This window comes from Micromonospora sp. NPDC048947 (assembly GCF_040649495.1).
Lineage (GTDB): Bacteria > Actinomycetota > Actinomycetes > Mycobacteriales > Micromonosporaceae > Micromonospora > Micromonospora alfalfae.
In genome coordinates, this window is the sequence record NZ_JBEZFO010000013.1 from 147,792 (window position 1) to 165,083 (window position 17,292).

12 protein-coding genes and 2 pseudogenes are annotated in these 17,292 nt (G+C 72.6%); 9 read left to right on the plus strand and 5 right to left on the minus strand.

Annotation, left to right across the window (positions count from 1 at the left end; genetic code table 11):
* The first annotated feature begins 81 nt into the window (after nt 1–81).
* Complete coding sequence (locus AB0B98_RS20030; protein ID WP_357364410.1) at nt 82–2,214, plus strand: DEAD/DEAH box helicase; 2,133 nt, start codon at nt 82–84, stop codon at nt 2,212–2,214.
* Nucleotides 2,215–2,415: 201 nt separating this feature from the next.
* Nucleotides 2,416–3,342, plus strand: a complete 927-nt coding sequence (locus tag AB0B98_RS20035; RefSeq protein ID WP_357364412.1) for a hypothetical protein — start codon at nt 2,416–2,418, stop codon at nt 3,340–3,342.
* 144 nt (nt 3,343–3,486) lie between these two features.
* Here AB0B98_RS20035 and AB0B98_RS20040 read toward each other — a convergent pair whose 3' ends face one another.
* Nucleotides 3,487–3,903, minus strand: coding sequence for a helix-turn-helix domain-containing protein (locus AB0B98_RS20040; protein ID WP_210785506.1), 417 nt, complete (start codon nt 3,901–3,903; stop codon nt 3,487–3,489).
* A 247-nt stretch (nt 3,904–4,150) separates the two neighbouring features.
* On the opposite strand from AB0B98_RS20040, the gene AB0B98_RS20045 reads away from it, so the two are divergent.
* Nucleotides 4,151–4,591, plus strand: coding sequence for a hypothetical protein (locus AB0B98_RS20045; protein ID WP_238666888.1), 441 nt, complete (start codon nt 4,151–4,153; stop codon nt 4,589–4,591).
* Nucleotides 4,592–4,602: 11 nt separating this feature from the next.
* Here AB0B98_RS20045 and AB0B98_RS20050 read toward each other — a convergent pair whose 3' ends face one another.
* The gene (locus AB0B98_RS20050; RefSeq protein WP_357279398.1) at nt 4,603–5,763 is read right to left on the minus strand and encodes an SAM-dependent methyltransferase; all 1,161 of its coding nucleotides are present in this window, start codon (nt 5,761–5,763) and stop codon (nt 4,603–4,605) included.
* An 88-nt stretch (nt 5,764–5,851) separates the two neighbouring features.
* Nucleotides 5,852–7,549 carry a DEAD/DEAH box helicase gene (locus AB0B98_RS20055; protein ID WP_357364414.1) on the minus strand — a complete coding sequence of 566 codons (1,698 nt, stop codon included), beginning with the start codon at nt 7,547–7,549 and terminating at the stop codon, nt 5,852–5,854.
* 415 nt (nt 7,550–7,964) lie between these two features.
* Between AB0B98_RS20055 and AB0B98_RS20060 the strand changes: the two genes are divergently transcribed.
* Nucleotides 7,965–8,606, plus strand: a complete 642-nt coding sequence (locus AB0B98_RS20060; protein WP_238666885.1) for a ferritin-like fold-containing protein — start codon at nt 7,965–7,967, stop codon at nt 8,604–8,606.
* A 75-nt stretch (nt 8,607–8,681) separates the two neighbouring features.
* On the opposite strand, the gene AB0B98_RS20065 is transcribed toward AB0B98_RS20060, so the two are convergent.
* Complete coding sequence (locus AB0B98_RS20065) at nt 8,682–8,909, minus strand: DUF3107 domain-containing protein (RefSeq protein ID WP_088950288.1); 228 nt, start codon at nt 8,907–8,909, stop codon at nt 8,682–8,684.
* Between the two features lie 64 nt (nt 8,910–8,973).
* Entirely contained in the window at nt 8,974–9,612 is a 639-nt protein-coding gene (locus tag AB0B98_RS20070) for a TetR/AcrR family transcriptional regulator (RefSeq protein ID WP_030489514.1), read from the minus strand.
* Nucleotides 9,613–11,945: 2,333 nt separating this feature from the next.
* Here AB0B98_RS20070 and AB0B98_RS20075 point away from each other — a divergent pair.
* The 5 genes and pseudogenes from AB0B98_RS20075 to moeZ all read left to right on the plus strand — a co-directional run.
* Nucleotides 11,946–13,103, plus strand: a pseudogene (locus tag AB0B98_RS20075) (hypothetical protein); the annotation flags it as partial.
* Between the two features lie 23 nt (nt 13,104–13,126).
* A complete protein-coding gene (locus AB0B98_RS20080; RefSeq protein ID WP_357364416.1) occupies nt 13,127–14,101 on the plus strand; it encodes an alpha/beta hydrolase in 975 nt (324 codons plus the stop codon).
* A gap of 5 nt (nt 14,102–14,106) precedes the next feature.
* Nucleotides 14,107–14,952, plus strand: coding sequence for a DUF3152 domain-containing protein (locus AB0B98_RS20085; protein ID WP_357364418.1), 846 nt, complete (start codon nt 14,107–14,109; stop codon nt 14,950–14,952).
* Between the two features lie 188 nt (nt 14,953–15,140).
* Nucleotides 15,141–15,878 (plus strand): DUF3152 domain-containing protein, encoded by a 738-nt coding sequence (locus AB0B98_RS20090; protein ID WP_357364420.1) that lies wholly within the window; start codon nt 15,141–15,143, stop codon nt 15,876–15,878.
* Between the two features lie 56 nt (nt 15,879–15,934).
* Nucleotides 15,935–17,183: pseudogene (gene moeZ / locus AB0B98_RS20095) on the plus strand (adenylyltransferase/sulfurtransferase MoeZ).
* The last annotated feature ends 109 nt before the right edge of the window (nt 17,184–17,292 follow it).

Genomic DNA, 17,292 nt, shown 5'->3' on the forward strand with positions numbered 1-17,292 from the left:
TTGCGTCAGAATCAGGCCGAATGGTGACGCAAACCTCTTGATCAACAGGGGGATGACGGACGGCGCTGGTAGAAATGCCGGGTGGAGACAGCAGAGCGGGCAGCGGTACGCGAGCGGGCCGAGGCGGTGCTGCGCCGGCTGGCCGGTGACCACGCCCGGCTGCGCGAGGATCAGTGGCGCGCCATCGAGGCGCTGGTCGTCGACCGGCGGCGGGTGCTCTGCGTCCAGCGCACCGGTTGGGGCAAGTCGGCTGTCTACTTCGTAGCCACCGCACTGCTCCGCGACCGCGAGCAGCGCCACCAGGCCGGGCCGACAGTCATCGTCTCGCCGCTGCTGGCGTTGATGCGCAACCAGGTCGAGGCCGCCGCGCGGGCCGGCATCCGGGCCCGCACGATCAACTCGGCGAACCTCGACGAGTGGGACGAGATCACCGCCGAGATCCAGACCGGCGCGGTGGACGTGCTGCTGATCAGCCCCGAACGGCTCAACAACCCGGATTTCCGCGACGGTGTCCTGCCGAAGTTGGCCGCCACCACCGGCCTGCTGGTGGTCGACGAGGCGCACTGCGTCTCCGACTGGGGGCACGACTTCCGGCCGGACTACCGGCGGCTGCGGACGTTCCTCGCCGAGCTGCCCGAGCGCACCCCCGTGCTGGCGACCACCGCCACCGCCAACGCCCGGGTCACCCAGGACGTCGCCGAGCAGCTGGGCGACGCCCTCATCCTGCGCGGCACCCTGGACCGCGAGTCGCTGCGCCTCGGGGTGCTCGACCTGCCCAGCCCGGCGCACCGGCTGGCCTGGCTCGCCGACCACCTGGACCAGCTGCCCGGCTCGGGCATCGTCTACACGCTGACGGTCGCGGCAGCGGGGGAGACCGCAGAGTTCCTGCGCTCCCGGGGCTACCCGGTCGCCTCGTACAGCGGGCAGTCCGACGACGCCGACCGGCGCGCCGCCGAACAGGACCTGCTCGACAACAAGATCAAGGCGTTGGTCGCCACCAGCGCCCTCGGCATGGGCTTCGACAAGCCCGACCTGGGCTTCGTCGTCCACCTCGGCGCGCCACCCTCGCCGATCGCGTACTACCAGCAGGTCGGCCGCGCCGGCCGCGCCGTCGAGCACGCCGAGGTGCTGCTGCTGCCCGGCGTCGAGGACGCCGCGATCTGGCGGTACTTCGCCTCGCTGGCGTTCCCACCGGAGCAGCAGGTCCGGGCCGTGCTGGCCGCCCTGCACACCGACCGCCCGCTCTCCACCCAGGCACTCGAACCCCTCGTCGACCTGCGCCGGGCCCGGTTGGAGCTGATGCTGAAGGTGCTCGACGTGGACGGCGCGGTCCGCCGGGTGCGCGGTGGTTGGCTCGCCACCGGCGAGCAGTGGGTCTACGACGAGGCCCGGTTGCGCCGCGTCGCCGAGGCGCGCACCGTCGAGCAACAGGCAATGCGGGAGTACGCGACGACGTCCGACTGCCGGATGCGATATCTACGGGAACGCCTGGACGACACCGAGGCGGCCGACTGCGGCCGATGCGACAGGTGCGCCGACCCACTCTTCGCCGCTGACGTGTCGACCGCCGCGCTCTCCGCCGCGCAGACCTTCCTGGGTCGACCCGGCGTGGAGATCGCACCGAAGAAGCTGTGGCCGACCGGGCTCGACGCCGTGGGCGTACCCCTCAAGGGCCGGATCGCCCCCGCGGAGCAGGCGCTGCCGGGCCGGGCCGTCGGGCGCCTCTCCGACCTGGGCTGGGGTGGCAGGCTGCGCGCCCTCGTCGGCCCGGAAGCGCCGGACGCGCCGGTGCCCGACGACGTCGCCGGCGCCGTCGTGGAGGTGCTGAAGGCATGGGCGCACGGTGACGACCCGTGGCCCCGCCGGCCGGTGGCGGTGGTCGCCGTCGGTTCCCGTCGGCGGCCCCGGCTGCTCGGCTCGCTGGCCGAGCGGATCGCCACAGTGGGCCGGCTGCCGCTGCTCGGCGAGGTCACCGCGTCCGGCCCCGACGGCCCGGGTGGGCCACGGGGCAACAGCGCCCAACGGGTACGCGCCCTGCACGACACCTTCACCGTGCCGACCGACCTGGCCGACGCCCTGGCCGGGCTGGACGGCCCGGTGCTGCTCGTCGACGACCTGATCGACTCGGGCTGGACGATGACGCTTGTGACCAGGGCCCTACGCCGGGCCGGCGCGACCGACGTGCTCCCACTCGCCCTGGCCGTGGCCGGCTGACCCGCTGCCGTCCGGTCGGGTGGGAAAGTTCCCGGGCGGTGTCGAATGCGACAGTCGCCACGCTGTCCGGGCGTCGGCCTGACGTGGCCGGACGCGGCGGTACCGTGGGCGGCATGACCGACCAGCAGCCCGTCACCCGTGCGTGCGCCGTTGCGGGCACTACCGTCGGCGGCGTGGCCGGCCAGGCGCTGGGCGTCGGTAGTGGCTGACCAGGGTCCCGCCGAACTGGACCGGAGCACTCTCCGGCTGGCGCTGGTGGTCGGCGGGCTGGTGCTGGCGGTGCTGCTCGGCTTCGGCCTCGGCCGGCTGAACGCCAACGGCACCGTCACCGGCAGCCCGTCGTTGGCCGCCGAGCACACCGACCCACCGGGCGTCGCGCCGCACAACCACGGCAGTGCCGCGGCCACCGATCAGGGCGCGCCCACCGAGCCAGGTGGTCTGGCGGTCAGCTCGGCCGGGTTCACACTGGTGCCGGTGGCCACCGAGTTCGCGGCGGGTCGCCCCGATCAGCTCCGCTTCCAGGTGCGCGACGCGCAGCGCCGGCCGGTGACCCGGTTCGCCATCGTGCACGACAAGCCGATGCACCTCATCGTCGTCCGACGGGACCTGACCGGCTACCAGCACCTGCACCCGACAATGGCGGCCGACGGCACCTGGTCGGTGCCGTTGACCCTCACGCAGCCCGGCCTCTGGCGCGCGTACGCCGATTTCACAGTGGTCGCCGACAACGGCTCGCAGACCGCTGTGACCCTCGGCACGGACCTGGTGGCGCCGGGCGACTACCGACCCCGTTCACTGCCGGGTCCGGCCACCTCGACGACGGTGGACGGCTTCACCGTCGGCTACCAGGGCACTGCGCAGGCCGGGGCGACAGTGCCGCTGACCTTCCGGGTCGACGGCGTTGGCGGCGCAGCCCCGCTGGAGCGGTACCTCGGGGCGTACGGGCACCTGGTGGCGTTGCGCGAGGGCGACCTCGGCTATCTGCACGTGCACCCGGAGACCGAGTTGGTGGACGGTCAGATCAAGTTCTGGTTGACCACCCCCGGTCCGGGCCGCTACCGCCTCTACCTCGACTTCCAGGTGAACGCCGAAGTCCGAACCGCCGAGTTCACCCTCACCGTCCCCTAACCCCACCCACCCTCGTCCCCCACCCCCCACCCCCACCCCTTCCCCCGTTGATCATGAAGTTATTGCCCTTCGCCGCGGCGTGTCGTGGCAATAACTTCATGATCAACGCCCGCGGAGGGGGGTGGGGTGGGGGTGGGGTGGGGTTTAGCTGGCTCGGCGGATGGGGCGGCGGGCCAGGTAGCGGAGCAGGTCGCGGATGTGGTGCTTCTCCTCGGCGGGGACCGTAGGGTCGGCCAGCCGGTCCAAGATGGCCCGGACATCGGCCTCGACCGGGCCGTCGTCGTGGCGTCGGCGGGGCGCGGGACCGGCGTCGGGCAGCCCGAGCGCGCGGAACGCGGCGGCGACCGGCAGATCCAGTGCGGCGCAGAAACCGCGCACCTTTGCCAACTCGGGATAGTCCTGCCAGTCGCCGGCCAGCCAGCGGAACACTGTGGAGCGACCCACGCCCGTGTGTGAGGCAAGATCAGTCACGGTCCAGCCGCGTTCGTCGCGAGCGTCATCGATGGCGCGCCGGACGAAGCGGGCGAAGGCCATCTGCGGTGATACGTCGGCTGATCCCATCCCTGTGTGTCTTCCCCCCTGCCGGAGCACCGGGACGATGCGCCTTCCGAGGGTAGTACGCCAGGAGCCGGAAACAATTGACTGACCGCACAAACTGTCCCGTGGACGAGACTTTTCTCTGGAAGCGTGTGTGCAGAACGAAAATTGCATCGAGCGATCTTCATCGTTCTTCAATTAAGCTCGGTGCTCGTCCCGACATGGCATCTGTCGCCTGCCGCCTCCGACCGGACCATCGCCGAGGAGCACCATGGCCGAATCGAGCCGCCCCCAGCCGTACCAGCCCGGTGCGGTGAGCCTCTTCTTCGTCGCCAAGGCAGGTGTCTTCGCCGCCGCGTTCTGGATCTGGTTGCTGGTCCTGGTGCTCCGCACCGACTCCGCGACCGGCCTCCAGGTGCTGGCCGCCACCGGCACCATCACCACCACGCTGGTCGCGGTCCTGCTCGGCGCCCGGATGGCGTTGCAACACAACGCCGCCATCCGGCACGCCGAGGTGAAGAAGCTGCTGGTCGACATCTCCTGGAACGCCTTCGCGGCGGCCGGCAACGCCGAGACCGGGGGCACTGTCGTGCCATTCCCGACCGCCCCGGCCGACGGTGATTGGGCCGGCCAGCGGACGGCCGCCGACCGGGTGTCGGTCCTCGACCGCGGTGTCAGCGAGCGCAACGGCGGCCGGGATCGGCGACGCTAGCCACCCACCCCCTAGGAGACGGACGCCTCGCCGGCGGCCAGCAGGGTCTCCAGCCGGGGAGTGACCTGCCACTGGTCCACCAGCTCGCGGTACTCCGCGCGCTGTGGCTCGGTCGCCCCGGCACCGGTACGACGGGCGCGGATCAGCAGGTTACGCGGGGTGTGCTGCGAGTCCACGAACTCCACCACCTCGGTCCGGTACCCGTGCACCCGCAGCAGCCCGGCGCGCAGCGCGTCGGTGAGCACGTCGGCGAAGCGCTCGCGCAGGATGCCCTGCCGGGTCAGCAGCTCGTACGGGGCCGGGGCGGGGTGGGCGCGGAGCTGCTTCGCCAGATCGTGGTGGCAGCACGGCGCGGCCAGCACCCAGCGGGCCTCCCAGCGCACCGCGCGGGCCAGCGCCTCGTCGGTGGCGGTGTCGCAGGCGTGCAGCGCCAGCACCAGGTCGGGGGCGGGGTCGACGACGGCGTCGGCGATCGTCCCGGCCACGAAGCTGACCTGGTCGGCCCAGCCGAGCCGTTGCGCCAGCTCGGTGTTTCGTCGCCGCTGGTCCTCCCGGACGTCCACGCCGACCAGCTGGACGTCGAGCCCCCGACCTGTCAGATAGCGGTACGCGGCGAACGTCAGGTAGGCGTTGCCGCAGCCCAGGTCGACCACCCGTAGCGGACCGGTCAGGTCGTCGGGCAGGGTCGCGGCCAGGGCCCGCAGGAACGCGTCGACCTGGCGGCGCTTCGCCGCCGAGCCGCCGATCTCCGCGAAGATCGGGTCACCGGGGTCGAGCAGGTATTCCTTCGTCCGGTCGTTTCCGGTGGGCGTCGCCGCCGGACGCGACGTCGCGGCCCGGTGCACCTGCGCCTCGCCGGATTTGGTCACCCGCAGTTGAAGGGTCGCGTCGGCCGTCTCGACGTGCCAGTTACCGAACGGTTCGGCGAGCAGTTCGTCGATCGCCGCAGCGGCCTCCGGACCGGAGGCGAGGTTGCGGGTGTAGGGGCGAGCACCGTCGGACGTGGTGATCTGCATCCGGGGCCCGGCCTTGAGCCGCACCGGCCGCAGTTCGGCCCGTTCAACTGTGGGGCGGCGACCGCGTCGACGTCCGGCGGCGACCGCCCGGGTCAGCGCGGGGTCGAGCAGCAGCGCCCGAACCTCGGTCAGGGCGGCGTCCAGTGGTTGCGGCATCGTTCCATCTTCGGCAGGTGGGGTGGGAGAAGGGAACATCCCCCGTACCGCGCGAGGCGGTGCGGGGGATGTCAGATGTGGCTGGTGGTCAGTCCGCTGTCGCCTCGGCCGGAGTGTCCGCGCCGGAACCGCCACCACGGCGGCGGCGTCGGCGGCGCGGCTTGGACGCCTCGCCGTCAGACGCGGTGGCCGGCTCGGAGGGGCCGGCGTCGGCGGAGATCACGGCTGTCGCCTCGGCCGCGACCACCTCGCCGGCACGGCGGCGACGCCGGCGGCGGGGGGTACGGGTGCCTTCGTTGCCTTCGGCGGCGGCGTCGGCCGCAGGTGCCTCGGCGACGGCCGGCGTGCCGGCGTCGGAGCGGTCGCGGCGGCCATCGCCCCGACCACGGCGCTCGCCGCGACCCTCACCACGGCTCTCGCCGCGTCGGGGGCCCCGACCGCCGCTGTCGCCCCGACGGGAGCGGGTCGTCCCACCCAGATCCTCTTCGATCTCGGCGGACAGCCCGGCCCGGGTGCGCTCGGCGGTGGGCAGCGTGCCGCTGACCTCGGTGGAGATGTGCAGGTCGGTGTAGAGGTGCGGCGACGTGTGGTACGTCTCCGGCGGCTCCGGCATCTCCAGACCGAGGGTCTTGTCGATGATCCGCCAGCGCGGCATGTCGTCCCAGTCGACGAAGGTCACCGCGACACCCGTCGCGCCGGCCCGGCCGGTACGACCGATCCGGTGGGTGTAGGTGTCCTGGTCTTCCGGGCAGTCGTAGTTGATGACGTGGGTGACGCCGGTGACGTCCAGCCCACGCGCCGCCACGTCGGTGGCGACCAAGATGTCGATCTTGCCGGCCCGGAAGGCCCGCAGAGCCCGCTCGCGGGCACCCTGGCCGAGGTCACCATGCACCGCGGCGACCGCGAACCCGCGGAAGTCGAGGTCCTCGGCGACCCGGTCGGCGGCACGCTTGGTACGCGTGAAGATCATGGTCAGCCCACGCCCCTCCGCCTGGAGGATGCGCGCCACCACCTCGACCTTGTTCATCGAGTGGGTGCGGTAGACCAACTGCTGGGTCTGCGGCGACGGGCCGGTCTCGGCGGTGTGCCCGGCGTGGATCGTCATCGGCTGACGCAGGAAGCGGCGCGACAATGTGACGATCGGGTCCGGCATGGTGGCCGAGAAGAGCATCGTCTGCCGGTCTTCCGGAAGCATCGCCAGGATCTTCTCGACGTCGTCGAGGAAGCCCAGGTCGAGCATCCGGTCGGCCTCGTCGAGGACGAGTGCGTGCACCCGGTCGAGCCGGAGGTGCTTCTGCTTCTGCAGGTCCATCAGTCGGCCGGGCGTGCCGACCAGGATCTCGACGCCCTTGCGGAGCGCGTCGATCTGCGGCTCGTACGCCACGCCGCCGTAGATCGGCAGCACGCGGACGCCGCGCGTCCGGCCGGCGGCGGCCAGGTCCTTGGCGACCTGGATGCCCAGCTCGCGGGTGGGGACGACGACCAGGGCCTGGGGGACACCGTCGCTGCCCTCGCCCGGGGCGAAGACCCGGTCGAGCAGGGGTACGCCGAAGCCGAGGGTCTTGCCGGTGCCGGTGGGCGCCTGACCGATCAGGTCGACGCCGCGCAGCGCGATCGGGATAGCGTATTCCTGGATGGCGAAGGCGCGGGTGATGCCAGCCGAGGCCAGGGCCTCGACGGTCTCGGCGCGGGCGCCGAGTGCGGCGAACGTGGGGGCCTCCGGTCGAACCGGGGCGGTGGGGGCCAGTTCCTGGCCGTCCAGCAAATCTTGAGTCAGGTCGCTCATGTGGATGTGGGGGTGCCCTCTCGTGGGTGCGCCCGTCATGTCCTCAGGGCGCGTTCGGTATGACGCGGGCCACACGGTCGGCGGCAGATTGCCGAGCCGGACCGGGCCGCACGCGCGCCGCGGGCTGAGCTTCGATCAGATCGGCGCCCACGGCAACTGCTCCATGTTACCTGAACAGGCATGCCCCCGTCCCGATTCCCAGTCGGCCACTCGCCACGCGGGGCAAGCAAATGTGACCTAAGCCACACTCTGCGCCGCGCCCGACGTCGCGCCCCCTCGCTCCGCCGACGTCGACCATGGACTTGTGCTGGGGTACAAAGTTCGCAAAGTGGGTTAAGGCAGGCGGCACCACTCCATGATCGGCAAGGACGGCGCGGGACGCGGTCGAGGGCCGCTACGCGATAGCCTGCCGCTCGTGTCCGCTTCCGGTTCCGCGTACGCCGACCTGCTGGGTCTGGTCGCCTTCGGTGAGCTGCTCGCCTTCGAGCGGATGGCGGGCGATGCCCGGCTCGCTCCCGACCTGCGCCGCCGGGCCGCACTGAACGAGATGGCCGCGGCCGAGATCGCCAACTACCGGCGCCTCGCCGACCGGCTCAGAGTGTTGGGCGTACCGCCCGAGGACGCGATGGCGCCCTACGTCGAGCCGTTGCAGGCGTACCACGATTCGACCGAGCCACGGGACTGGGCGGAAGTGGTCACCAAGGCGTACGTGGGCGACGCGATCACCGACGACTTCGTTCGCGAGATCGCCGACGCGCTGGAGGAACCGGACCGGGCGTTGGTGCTGGACGTCCTGCACGACTCCCGGTACGCGGACTTCGCCGCGGTGGAGATCCGGGCGGCCGTCGCCGACGACCCCAGGGTGGCCGGTCGACTCTCCATGTGGGCCCGGCGGCTGGTCGGTGAGGCGTTGTCCCAGGCCGGCCGGGTCGCCGCCGAGCGGGCCACCCTCACCGCGCTGATCGCACGCGACGGCCGGGTCGACGTGCCGGGGCTGTTCGGCAGGCTCACCACCGCGCACACCGCGCGAATGGCCGCCGCCGGGCTGAACAACTGACCACCCGGCCGGGTCGGCCGGCGCCGGCCTGCGGCAGGTGGGCCGAGTGCCGACCTGCCGCGATGGCCGGACCGGTCAGCGGACGGTGAACCCGACCGCCCGCGACGACGCCTCGGCGATCTCGACGTAGGCGACCTTCTCGACCGGAACGATGACCCGCCGGCCCTTCTCGTCGGTCAGGGAGAGCGTGCCGCCGTTACCGGCGAAGGCGTCGGTCACGATCTGCTCGATCTCGGCCGGCGACTGCGCGCTGTCCACTACCAGCTCGCGTGGCGCGTACTGCACGCCGATCTTGACCTCCACTGTGCCTCCTCAACTGGGGCGAAAGAACCGCCCTGCGAAGGCTATCCGATCACGGGGCCAGCGGTCAGGCTGACTCACCTTGCAGCGGGAAGCTCGCGATGCCCCGCCACGACAGCGCGGCCACCAACGCCTCCGCCTCGGCCTTCGGCACCTGACGGCCGCCCGCCAGCCAGAACTGCGCGGCCGTCTCCGCCGCGCCGACCAGCCCGGAGGCGAGCAACTCGGCGTGTGCCCGACTCACTCCGGTGTCGGAGATGATGGTGTCGGTGATCGCCGCGATGCAGCCCTGTTCGACCCGCTCCACCCGCTGGCGCACCGCCGGGTCGTTGCGCAGATCCGACTCGAAGACGAGCCGGAACGCCTCGCTCTCGTGGTCGACGAAGTCGAAGTACGCCCGCACCGACGCGCTGACCCGCTCCTTGTTGTCGCTGGTGCCGCGCATCGCATCCTGCACCTGAGCGACGATGGCGTCACAGTGCGTGTCGAGCAGCGCGAGGTAGAGATCCATCTTTCCGGGAAAGTGTTGGTAGAGCACCGGCTTCGAAACCCCGGCCCGCTCGGCGATGTCGTCCATCGCGGCGGCGTGGTAGCCCTGCGCGACGAACACCTCCTGCGCCGCAGCGAGAAGCTGCTTACGGCGCGCGGAGCGGGGCAGGCGGGTGGGCCGGCCGGCGGTCTGTGCACCGTTCCCCGCAGCGGTCATGGGATCCTCCGAGTTCTTCGTACGAGCCGGCATTTTCCCCCCAGACCGGGCGAGGCCCGTGACCTCGGTCGTGGAAATGGCCCGCCGCTGTAACTTATCGCCACTCTCGGCACACGGTAGCCTCAGCGGGGGCGACCAAGGAGCGCGCGGTGAGTGAAACAGGGCAACCCGGAGCCGCCACCCCGGGAGAGCACGGTGACGGAGCGGGTCAGCACGACGACCCGAGCCGTTCCGTCAGTGGGTGGGCGCCTCCGGCGGGTGGGTGGCCCCGAGCCGCCGACCGCGAGGACGCCCGGGATGAGGCGCCGCGCTGGCAGCCCGACCCCGCGTCGGGCTGGCGGACCTCCTCGACACGGCACGGTGACCTGCCATCGCCGCTGGTCGGGCGGTCGGGCGACCCGGAGTCGCCGGTCCGCGCCAACGGCCACCACGTCAACGGCGCGCACCACCCGGACGACGTCAACGGCGTCCCTCACCCCGGTCTCGAACCGCCCGCAGGACGCCCCACACCGGTGAGCGCCCCGCCCGGGCTGCCCGCTGAGGGGCGTCCCGGGGCGGCCAGCGACCGGCTCGTGGTGCCCGCCCAACGTCCCGCACCGCCGACGGAGCAGAGTGCCGTCGAGCCCGACCCGGGCTCCTCCCCACAGTTCACAGTCGATCCGGCTGCCGCGCACCGTGCCCGCTGGGCCGAGCCCGGGTTGCCCACCTCGGCCCCGCCGGCCGTCCAGGTGCCGCCCGTCGGCACCGCGGCGTCGGGCTTTGAGGTGCCGCCCGGTTTCCACGCGCCGACCGGCGAGCGGCTGGCCGCCGACGAGAATCCGACCGCGCCACGCGACTGGCGGGACCCGCTCGCACCCGAGCCCGCGGCGACCGCGGGACGCACCCCGGGCCCTACCGCGTCCGCCGACGAGGGCGAGCCCGGTCGCGCTAGCGAGGGTTCCCGGCCGGCGGAGACGCATCGCGCCGGAGAGGCGCACCGCAGCGGCGACGCGCACCGCGCCGGCGAAACGCACCGCGCCGGGGAGTCGTCGGCCATCGAGCCCGACTGGTCGGGGCCGAACTGGAACCGTCCGAGCTGGGGTGGCGGGTGGGCCCCGCCCTGGTCCCGCCAGGACGACGAGCCGGCTGGCCCGGCAGCACGGGACGAGCCGGCACCGGACTGGGTCGGCGAACCCCACCAGCCGTACGAGCCGGTGCGCGCCGAGGTGCCCCGTCCGTACGAGCCGGTGCGCGCCGAACCACCCCGGGCGTACGAACCCGCCCGGGTCGAATCCGAGTCCACCCCGGAACGCCCCGCCGAACCGACCAGCGGTCCGCCTGTTGATCGTCCGTCGTGGGCTGGTGGTGTGACGCCGACCAGCGGTCCGCCTGTTGATCGTCCGTCGTGGGCTGGTGGTGTGACGCCGACCAGCGGTCCGCCTGCTGACCGTCCGTCCTGGGCGGGGTCCGGGGCGATCGGTGGCCCCCGGGCCGACCGCCCGTCCTGGGCTGGCGGGGCCGATCCCGACCCGACCAGCGCGTCACCCGCGCGGCCCTCCTGGGCTGGGGGGTCCGATCCGACGCCGACAAGCGTGCCGCCGGTGCGGCCGTCCTGGGCCGGCGGGTCCGAGGCGGCGACCAGCGTGCCGCCGGTGCGGCCGTCCTGGGCTGGCGGGTCCGAACCGCCTGTGACCGGCGCGGCGTCGACGCGGCAGTCAGTGGCCGGTGGTGCCGATCCGGCGCCGGCCGCCTCGCCGCCGACGCGACCCTCCTGGGCCTCCAGCCCGGCACCGGCCGACCCACCCGCACCGCCCGAAGCGATACCTCCGGCACCCGCCGGACCGCCTCCGGCTCCGGCCGGGCCACCTCCCACGCTGACCGACGCGCCACCGGCTCCGGCAGGCCCGTCGCTGGTCGCGGAGCGCTCGTCCTGGACCGGCGGTTCGCCGACGGCGAGCAGTTCCCGGGCCGAGCGGCCGGACTGGTCCGAGGGCCGGCTTCCGGCCACCCCGGTCGAGCGCCCGTCGTGGCCGGCCAGCCGGTCGGCCAGCGCTGGTGAGGGCGAGACGCCCGGCCGGTCCCGGCCCGATGTCCGACCGACAGCACCGTTCCGGCTCCGGCCGGCGACACCCGAGCCCGGTCCGTCACCCGTCGAGCCGTCCCCACCGGCCGCGCCGGTCAACGGTTCGCCATCGACTGACGCCACCCCGTCCTCCACCACAGCGGTCCCGCCCACCGCCACAATGGGTTCCGGCCGCCGCGATCAGCCCGCACCGGCGTCCGCCTCCGCCTACGCGGCGCGCCGATCCGCTCCCGACCCGACGTCGCCGGCCGACGATGGCCGGGAGTCGACTGCGAGCGCGGTGGTGCTGCCGCAGCGCGTCCCCGCAGAACCGGACGTGCCCGTCGTGCCGGAGCCGCCAGCCGTGGAGCCACCCGCCGAAACCCCGGAACTTGCCCGCATCGCCACTCACCTGCGTCGGGACGACGAGCCAGCCCCACTGCGAGAGCGCCCGGAGGGGTTCGATGTCAACGCCATCCTGGACGCCGTCCGGGAGGTGGCCGGTGTCCGCGACGCGGCCCTGCGCCGCACGCCGGCGGGGGCGCACAGTCTGCGACTCGACCTCGCCGACGGTGCCGACCCGGCCGAGGTGAGTCGGCAGGTGGCCCGGCTGCTCCAGGAGCGGATGGGGTTGGCCGCAGCCCCGCAGAACGTGCCCGGCCTGCCCAGCACGCCACCTCCACCGGTTCGCCGTCGCGCGGCCGAGCCCGCCGAGCGGCGTACCCCGGAGACTCGAAACGCGGCTTCGCGCGACCCCGGCGAGGTTCGGTCGGCCGAGTCGCCGACGGTGGCCCGCCCGTCCGGCGGTCGGGTCGATTCCCCGCCGGCCGGGCCGGAGCAGCGGACCGGCACGGACCCGATGCGCCGCCGCCGGTCGAACGCTCCGCACCGGGGGCGCGCCACGGTGGAGGAACCCGGGTCGGTCTCTTCCGCGCCGACGGGCGCCGCGACCGGTAGCCCGGCGACGCTGGGTACGTCGTACTCCGGTGGCCAGGTGACCACGACGGAGTCGGCGCCGTCCCGGCCGCTGGAGACCGGCGGTGCGCCGGGGCCCCGAGTGGTGATCGACCACGTGCAGGTCAGCACCTTCGGCCTGGACGCGAACGTGGAGGTCCGGCTGCTGGCCGGGGGTGACAGCGCCTCCGGGTACGCCACCGGGCCGGCGGTGGACGGCTACGTGTTGCGGCTCTGCGCGGTGGCGGCGGCGGCCGCGGTGGACGAGTTGCTGCGCGGTGCCGAGAACGCCGAGCGTGGGCGCTGTTTCGTCGAACACGCTGCTGTGGTGCCGTTCGGCAATTGCGAGGTGGCCACAGTGGTGGCGCTGCTGGTCTGTGAGGGCTGGGTCGAGCAGCTCGCCGGGTCGGCCCTGGTCGCTGGTGATCCGCGTCAGGCGGTGGTCCGGGCGACGCTGGCCGCGGTCAACCGTCGGCTGGAGGCGCTGCTGTCCTGAGTGGTCCGAGGCAGACTGGAGCAATGAGACGCGCCACCCTCTGGCCGGACCACCTGCTCCCCGACGACGCCGTTCCGCCGCCATGGCCGGGCCGGGAAGTCCGCCTCGACGGACGGGTCACCTACGTGCGGGACACCCCGGCCACCGCCGCTGGCGCGGAGCCGGCGCTGTACGTGCACGGGTTGGGCGGGTCGTCGCAGAACTGGACCGACCTGGCCGGGCTGCTCGCCGACCGGCTGGACGGTCAGGCCATCGATCTGCCCGGCTTCGGCCGTAGCGAGCCGGGCCCGAGCTACACGATTCCGGCCTTCGCGGATCTGGTGGTCCGCTGGATCGAGCATTCCGGTCGAGGGCCGGTGCACCTGTTCGGCAATTCGCTGGGCGGGGCTGTGGCGGTCCAGGTCGCCGGGCTCCGGCCGGATCTGGTCCGCACCCTCACCCTGATCTCCCCGGCGCTGCCGTTCCTGGATTTCCGGCGCTCGTTGCAGGGGCGGATGCTGCCGGTGCTCGCCATTCCGCGCGGTGAGCGGCTGGTCGCCCGGCACCTCACCCAGCTCGCTCCCGAGGTGATGGCTCAGCAGGTGCTGGAGGCGTGCGTCGCCGACCTCAGCCGGATCTGCGATCAGCGCCGGGCCGAGGCGCTGGAGGAGATCCGGGTGCGGTACGAGGCCGAGCACTACGCCGCCGCGTACGTCCGGACGTTCCGTGGGTTGGTCTCCAGCTTCCTGCGGGCGTACCTGCCGGGGCCGGGGTCGCTGTGGCGCCTCGCCGAGGCGGTACGGGCTCCGACACTGGTGGTGGGCGGTCTGCAGGACCGTCTGGTCGACGTGCGGGTCGGGCCGCAGACCGCCCGGGTCATTCCGGACAGCCGATTGATGATGCTTGAGGGCGTCGGTCATGTGGCGCAGTTGGAGGTTCCCCGGCTGGTTGCCCGCGCGGTGGTCGGCCTGCTCGCCGAAACGGAGGACACCGCGGGGCGGTCTGATCTGGCAGGCTGACCTGGATGCCCAGCTCAGCCCGCCATCCTGCTCGCCGTCGGCGACGTTTCGCGCTGTTCGCCCAGCTGGTGGCGGTGGTGGTGGCCGTCGGTGCGGTGGTGACCGTGATCGCCGAGGGGCCGGGTGGGCGTCCCGGCGCTGACCGGTTGGCCGCCGAGGAGATCGGCCCGCCGCCGCTGGTGGCTGGGCCGCTGCCGCCCGACCCGTCGCCCTCTGCCGCGGTTCCGTCCAGCCCGGCCCCGGTGTTGCGGGTGCCCGGCGCGGTCCCGAGCGCCGGTACTGGCGGGTTCGGCTACGACGCCCGCTCCGGCCCGGTGCTGGGTCGGGCGGGTGAGCTGCGGCGTTACCGGGTCGCTGTGGAGTCGGGCAGTGCCGAGGGCGTCACCGGGTTCGCCCAGGCGGTTGAGGCGGCGCTCGCCGGGCCGGGCAGTTGGGTCGACAGCGGCAGGTTGCGGTTGCAGCAGGTGCCGGGGGCTGCGCCTCGGGACTTCACCGTCTACCTGGCCACCGCCCGGACTGCGGGTCGGATGTGCGCGAAGGGTGGGGTGGACATCCGGATCGGCGGTCGCCCGTACACGTCCTGTCGGGCGCCCGGCCAGGTGATCATCAACCTGGATCGGTGGCGGTTGTCGGTGCCGCACTTCGTCTCGGCCGGTGTGCCGTTGGCTGTCTACCGGACGTACGTGGTCAACCACGAGGTGGGTCACCAGCTCGGGCATCGGCACGAGCGCTGTCCCGGCGCTGGCCGGCCCGCGCCGGTGATGATGCAGCAGACGCTCTTCCTCAACGGCTGCCGGGTCAACCCCTGGCCGTACCTGAATGGGCGTCGATACACCGGTCCGGCGCTGTGAGTGGATCGGCCCGACACGCCGACGAATGACTCCTCCATCAGGCGTCTTGCGGCAATAGCCATAAAAACGGAGAAATGCCCGAATAATCTGGCACGCTTGATCCTATGACGCCGTCGTCCCCTTACGGCCCGCCCCGGCCGCCCGAGCCCCGGTCGGCGTCGCAGGATGTGCGTCCCGCGTTCGTCCGGATGCACAGGCGTCGCCGTCGCAGCATGCTGCTCGGCCTGCTCGTGCTCGCAACCGCCATCGGGGTGACGGTTAGCCGGGGCGGCGAGCCGACGGTCGAGCCTCCGGCCACCACGCAGGGTGGCATGGGCCACGGAGGTGGGGTGGCCGCGCACCCCGCGCCCACCGGCTATCCGTCGGTCGGAGCGGGACGCTTCACGGCAGCCGACGGCGAGACATCAGTGCACGGCACGGACGGACCGCTGCACCGGTACCGGGTCGTCGTCGAACGAGACGCCGGCCAGGACGCCGAGGTGTTCGCCGCCACGGTGGACGAGGTGCTGGCCGACCCGCGCAGTTGGATCGCGTCCGATGAGCTGCGGGTGCAACGGGTGGCCGACGCCCGGGCCGCCGACTTCACCATCTACCTGGCCACCCCTGTCACGTCCGAGCGGATGTGCGCCGAGGGCGGCCTGACCACCGAGCGCTACACCTCCTGTCGGCTGCCCGGTCAGGTCATCATCAACCTGGCCCGCTGGATGGAGGCGGTCCCCGACTACGGCGCCTCGCTGGACACGTACCGCACGTACGTCATCAACCACGAGGTGGGCCACGAGTTCGGCGAGGAGCACGAGGCGTGCCCCGGCCCGGGGGAGCCCGCCCCGGTGATGCAGCAGCAGACGTACGGCCTGCAAGGGTGCGTCGCCAACGCCTGGCCGTACCTCGACGGTCGTCGTTACGCGGGGGACATCGTCCCCTGATCTGGTGGGTCGTCGGTTATTCCCGCTCCCGCATAGCGGACCACGTGTCGTCCCTCATGGCCGAGGAGGGCTCCCGCGAGCAACAATGGCGCGGTTCACACCGCCGATCCCGGGGAGTCCACCGTGTCGTTGCCCCCGCTCGTCGAGCCCGCCGCCGAGCTGACCGTAGACGAGATCCGCCGCTACTCACGTCACTTGATCATTCCGGACGTCGGGGTGACCGGCCAGAAGCGGCTGAAGAACGCCCGGGTGCTCTGTGTCGGTGCCGGTGGCCTCGGGTCGCCCGCCCTGTTGTACCTCGCCGCGGCGGGTGTCGGCACGCTCGGCATCATCGACTTCGACACCGTCGACGAGTCGAACCTCCAGCGCCAGGTCATCCACGGCGTGTCCGACGTCGGCCGGTCCAAGGCCGAGTCCGCCGCAGCGTCGATCCGCGAGATCAACCCCCTGGTCAACGTGGAGATCCACAACACCGCGCTGGACCGGGAGAACGTCCGTGAGATCTTCGCCCAGTACGACCTGATCGTCGACGGCACCGACAACTTCGCCACCCGCTACATGGTGAACGATGCGGCGGTGCTGCTGGGTAAGCCGTACGTCTGGGGCTCGATCTACCGCTTCGACGGCCAGGCGTCGGTGTTCTGGGCCGAGCACGGCCCCTGCTACCGCTGCCTCTACCCGGAGCCGCCGCCGCCCGGCATGGTTCCCTCCTGCGCTGAGGGCGGCGTGCTCGGAGTCCTCTGCGCGTCGATCGGTTCGATCCAGGTGAACGAGGCGATCAAGCTGCTCGCCGGCATCGGTGAGCCGTTGGTCGGCCGCCTGATGGTCTACGACGCCCTGGAGATGGAATACCGCAAGATCAAGGTCCGCAAGGACCCGAACTGCGCGCTCTGCGGCGACAACCCGACCGTCACCGACCTGCTGGAAGACTACGAGGACTTCTGCGGCGCGGTCTCCGAGGAGGCCCAGGAGGCGACGCTCGACTCGACCATCACCGCCCTGGAGCTCAAGGAGTGGCAGGACGCCGGCAAGGACATCTTCCTCGTCGACGTACGCGAGCCGGCCGAGTACGAGATCGTCCGGATCCCCGGCGCCACCCTGATCCCCAAGGGCGACATCATCTCCGGTGAGGCCCTCGCGAAGCTGCCGCAGGACCGGCAGATCGTGCTGCACTGCAAGTCCGGCGTCCGCTCGGCGGAGGCGCTCGCCGCGCTCAAGGCGGCCGGTTTCAAGGATGCCGTGCACGTGCAGGGCGGCGTGCTCTCCTGGATCAAGCAGATCGACCCGTCGCTGCCCGCGTACTGACCGATCGAGCCGGGGCGGCCCTGGCGCGGCCACGCCGCCGCGCTGGGGTCGCCCAGGCGACCGCCCCGGCAAATCGACGCAGATGACGCCGAGCGGCCGTCCCGCCGGA